Source organism: Plesiomonas sp. (genome assembly GCF_051650925.1).
Classification (GTDB): domain Bacteria; phylum Pseudomonadota; class Gammaproteobacteria; order Enterobacterales; family CAMTGL01; genus Plesiomonas.
The window spans coordinates 1-4,158 of sequence record NZ_JBOFRH010000300.1 but is presented as its reverse complement, the minus strand read 5'-3'; the positions used below and the strand labels follow the sequence as shown (position 1 = coordinate 4,158).

Below are 4,158 nucleotides of genomic sequence, written 5' to 3'. Positions count from 1 at the left end.
GGTTCGGTGGCAAAGAAAGTGATTTTATCCACCCCCTCTTGCACATAATTTTCACCAAATGCCCGCTGTCCGGCTGCAATGGCTTCTTGTACCGCACTCACGGGTTTGGTTTTACTCACCGCCAGCAGCGTGACAGATTCTGGAGACCGCTCGCATTTTACAGCGGTAGCGGCAATTTGTTGATTCATCGCGTGTAGGTTTTCTTTAATATTTCGCATGCTATTGTTTTCAAGGAAATGAAATGGATATCACAGAACTGTTGGCTTTTAGTGTAAAGCATAATGCCTCGGATCTGCACCTTTCTGCGGGTAATCCGCCGTTGATTCGTGTTGATGGTGAAGTGCGTCGCGTTAATATGCCTTCTCTCGACGGGCGCGAAGTGCGTCGTCTGGTGTATGACATTATGAATGATGTGCAGCGCCGAGATTTCGAAACCGAGATGGAGCTTGATTTCTCATTTGAACTGGCCGGTATTGGCCGTTTTCGGGTCAATGCCTACCAGCAGCAGCGCGGCATTGCGGCCGCTCTTCGTACTATTCCCACAGATATACCAACATTAGACCAATTAAACGCGCCTGAAGTGTTTCGGAATATTGCCATGCAGCCGCGTGGCTTGGTATTGGTCACCGGCCCTACCGGTTCGGGTAAGTCAACCACACTGGCGGCGATGGTCAATTATGTGAATCAGAATCAACACCACCATGTGCTCACCATTGAAGACCCGATAGAGTTTATTCATACCAGTAATAAATGTTTGGTTAATCAGCGTGAGGTGCATCGGCACACCCACAGTTTCAGTGCCGCGTTGCGCTCGGCGCTGCGTGAAGACCCTGATGTTATTTTAGTGGGGGAGTTGCGTGATCTGGAAACCATCCGTTTAGCCTTAACTGCGGCTGAAACCGGACATCTGGTGTTTGGTACGCTGCATACCAGTTCCGCCGCTAAAACCATTGACCGTATTGTGGATGTATTCCCCGGTGCGGAAAAAGATATGGTACGGGCGATGTTGTCTGAATCACTAAAAGCGGTGATTTCACAAGTATTGCTGCGCAAAGAGGGCGGTGGTCGAGTTGCAGCGCATGAAATCATGCTAGGTACTCCGGCCATTCGTAACTTGATCCGTGAAGATAAAATCCATCAGATTTACTCGATTTTGCAAACCAGTTCGCGGCAAGGCATGCAAACGCTCGAGCAGGCGTTAACCACGTTGGTCAGCCAAGGTGTTATTCGTCAAGAAGAGGCACAGCGCAAGATGAACTCCATGATGGATGGTATCAATAACGGCAACAGTGGCAGTTATAACAACAGCAGCGCGGGAGTGATGGGGCATGGTTTCGCTGGATGATTTACTGCAAGAGATGCTGCGCTGCGGGGCATCAGATCTGTACATTTCCGTTGATGTTGCCGCGCAATTGCGTATCAATCATGAGTTGAATGCCTACGGTGATCCGCTGGATATTAATACGGTGACCGAGCTGGTGGGGGCAGCAATGGGGCCCGACCGGTTTTTGGAATATTGCCGTTTGAAAGAGGGCAATATGGCGCTGGTTCGGCCATTTGGCCGTTTTCGTGTTTCAGGGTTTTGGCAGCGTGAGTTGCCGGGTATGGTCATTCGTCATATCCGCACCGATATTCCGACGATTGATGAGTTAGGCTTGCCACCGTTAGTCGGTGAGCTGGCGATGACCCGTAAGGGGTTAATTTTGGTGGTGGGTGCAACCGGCAGCGGTAAAACAACCACACTGGCGGCGATGCTGGGCTACCGTAATCAGTATGATCAAGCGCATATTCTAACGGTTGAAGACCCGATAGAGTTTATCCACCCGAATAAGCGCTGTTTGATTACTCAGCGCGAAGTGGGGATGGATACCGAGAGCTATGAAATTGCGCTCAAAAATGCACTGCGTCAGGCTCCAGATGTGATTCAAGTGGGGGAGATTCGGGCACGCGATACTCTACAGCATGCAGTCTCATTTTCTGAGACGGGCCATTTGTGTATTGCCACGCTACATGCAAACAATGCTAGCCAAGCATTAGAGCGAATGGTGCATATGATCCCTGAAAGCAGCCGTGAAGCATTTTTGTTTGATTTATCCAATAACCTGCGGGCGATTATTGGCCAGCAGTTAGTGCCAGGGATTGTGCAGGGAAAGCGCTTGCTGGTGCATGAAATTTTGATCAATACACCACGGGTGACCGACTTGCTGCGCAAAAATCAGCTGTTTGAGCTGCGAGAGGTCATGGCGCGCAACAGTGAGATTGGCATGTGTACGTTTGATCAATCACTGTATGAGCTGTATCGCCGCGGGCTTATCAGTTATACCGATGCGATTCACTATGCTGAGTCAGCCAATGATTTACGCTTGCAGATCCGCAGTAACGGTGATGAAGATTTTTCGCAAAATACCTTTGATAACGTGACCGTTGATTTGGGATAACCGGATTGGGTTTTAAGCCACTGGATAGGGGCAGTGGCTTATCGGGAAGGGGCGCTGTTGGATGGGGGATTACCCCAAATTTTGCTCAAACCAGCTCTCTAAAATGACGCTGGCAGAGGTGGCATCAACGCGGCCTTTATCAAGTGCGCGGTAACCGCCGTGTGAAAACAGGTGTGAGCGAGCCTCAACGGTGGATAACCGTTCATCATGCAATGCGATAGCCTGCCCAAATCGGCCATGGATCCGGTTAGCAAATTTGCGGGCAAGTGCAGTCACTGGCTGTTCTGTGCCATCCATATTCAGGGGTAAGCCGACCACCACCAAATCAGGTTTCCACTCTTTGAGCAGTTTTTCTACCTGCGTCCAGTCTGGAATTCCGTCGCGGGCTTTGAGCGAAGCTATCGGCCTTGCGGTGGCGGTAATCTCTTGCCCGATTGCAACACCAATACTTTTGGTGCCGAAATCAAATGCCATCATTGTACGGCTCATGCGTGACCTGCTTGTGGTGCTATCTGGCGAATATCAATACCCAGTTTTTTGGCGGTGGTTTGCCAGCGCTCACTGATCGGGGTGTTGAACAAAATATCGGGGTCAGCATCAACAATCAGCCATGCGTTTTCTTTGATCTCGGCTTCGAGCTGATCTTTATCCCAGCCGGCATAACCTACGGCAACCAGTACGTTCTCTGGCTGTGCGGCTGTTCCGAGTGTGTGCAAAATATCACCTGAAGTGGTAATCATCACCTCAGGGGCAAGCTGCAAACTAGAGTCAAATTTATCACATGGCGTATGCAGGATAAATCCGCGATCAGGCGCTATTGGCCCACCGGCGAGCACTTGTTTGTCGAGCCGTTTATTGATATCGCGTGGTTCAGGCGTGATATCAATCTGCGTTAGCATCTCTTCAATGGTCATCTCTGCGGTACGAGTTAGGGCAATGCCCATTGCGCCGTCAGTTTCTGAATGCTCACAGATATAAATAACGGATTTTTTGAAAAACGGGTCTTGCATGCCCGGCATGGCAACAAGAAAATGGTTCTGCAAGTTCATTGTTTGTCGGGTTCGCTTGTAGTCAAAACAGCGTGCAGTATGCCGTGCTGTGGTGAGTAAGTCACCTATCTGGTGATGATTCAGGGTTGAGATCAGGCGAAGAGTCTAACTCATTTCGCCTGATGCTCCCTGCGTTTAAGTGCCACTTTTGCGGCTATTACGCAGGTTGTTAGCCATGGTTATGCAGATTATTGCGCGATGCGGGCTTCGATGGCATCCATCAACATTGCGGTAATCGAGACCGGAAACGCCGCTTCAATTTCGCGAATACAGGTTGGGCTGGTGACGTTGATTTCGGTGAGTTTATCGCCGATAACGTCAATACCAACAAAAATCAGCCCTTTTTGCTTTAAAATCGGAGCCACAGTACGGGCGATATGCCAGTCTGATTCGGTCAGCGGGCGTGCTTCGCCACGGCCACCGGCTGCCAGATTTCCGCGTGTTTCACCCTGTTTAGGGATACGGGCCAAGCAGTACGGAACTGGCTCACCATCTACCACTAAAATTCGCTTGTCACCGTCAGTAATGGCCGGCACAAAGGTCTGTGCCATGCAGTAGTTTTGCTCATAGTGGGTCAGAGTTTCGATAATCACTGACAGATTAGGATCGTTCTCTTTCACACGGAAAATAGATGTTCCACCCATACCATCAAGCGGCTTGAGAATAATATC

Annotated in this window: 4 protein-coding genes and 2 pseudogenes; 2 read left to right on the top strand and 4 right to left on the bottom strand. The window is 49.9% G+C overall.

The features are described 5' to 3' along the window. Window positions 1-218: pseudogene (locus tag ACRC27_RS07120) on the bottom strand (YggS family pyridoxal phosphate enzyme); the annotation flags it as partial. Between the two features lie 23 nt (window positions 219-241). On the opposite strand from ACRC27_RS07120, the gene ACRC27_RS07115 reads away from it, so the two are divergent. Then, on the top strand, window positions 242-1,345 hold the full coding sequence (locus ACRC27_RS07115) for a type IV pilus twitching motility protein PilT (protein WP_438622391.1): 1,104 nt from the start codon (window positions 242-244) through the stop codon (window positions 1,343-1,345). Then, on the top strand, window positions 1,329-2,438 hold the full coding sequence (locus tag ACRC27_RS07110; protein ID WP_438630351.1) for a PilT/PilU family type 4a pilus ATPase: 1,110 nt from the start codon (window positions 1,329-1,331) through the stop codon (window positions 2,436-2,438). The genes ACRC27_RS07115 and ACRC27_RS07110 overlap by 17 nt, the downstream gene beginning before the upstream one ends. Before the next feature lie 69 nt (window positions 2,439-2,507). On the opposite strand, the gene ruvX is transcribed toward ACRC27_RS07110, so the two are convergent. The 3 genes and pseudogenes from ruvX to ACRC27_RS07095 all read right to left on the bottom strand — a co-directional run. Further along, entirely contained in the window at window positions 2,508-2,927 is a 420-nt protein-coding gene (gene ruvX, locus ACRC27_RS07105; RefSeq protein WP_438622389.1) for a Holliday junction resolvase RuvX, read from the bottom strand. Continuing rightward, a complete protein-coding gene (locus tag ACRC27_RS07100) occupies window positions 2,924-3,487 on the bottom strand; it encodes a YqgE/AlgH family protein (RefSeq protein ID WP_438622388.1) in 564 nt (187 codons plus the stop codon). The genes ruvX and ACRC27_RS07100 overlap by 4 nt, the downstream gene beginning before the upstream one ends. A 188-nt stretch (window positions 3,488-3,675) precedes the next feature. Next, a pseudogene (locus ACRC27_RS07095) lies at window positions 3,676-4,158 on the bottom strand (glutathione synthase); the annotation flags it as partial.

Coding starts and splice junctions, on each gene's coding strand:
- ACRC27_RS07110 (WP_438630351.1), top strand. CDS start 1,329: ATGGTTTCGCTGGATGATTTACTGCAAGAGATGCTGCGCTGCGGGGCA.
- ACRC27_RS07100 (WP_438622388.1), bottom strand. CDS start 3,487: ATGAACTTGCAGAACCATTTTCTTGTTGCCATGCCGGGCATGCAAGAC.
- ruvX (WP_438622389.1), bottom strand. CDS start 2,927: ATGAGCCGTACAATGATGGCATTTGATTTCGGCACCAAAAGTATTGGT.
- ACRC27_RS07115 (WP_438622391.1), top strand. CDS start 242: ATGGATATCACAGAACTGTTGGCTTTTAGTGTAAAGCATAATGCCTCG.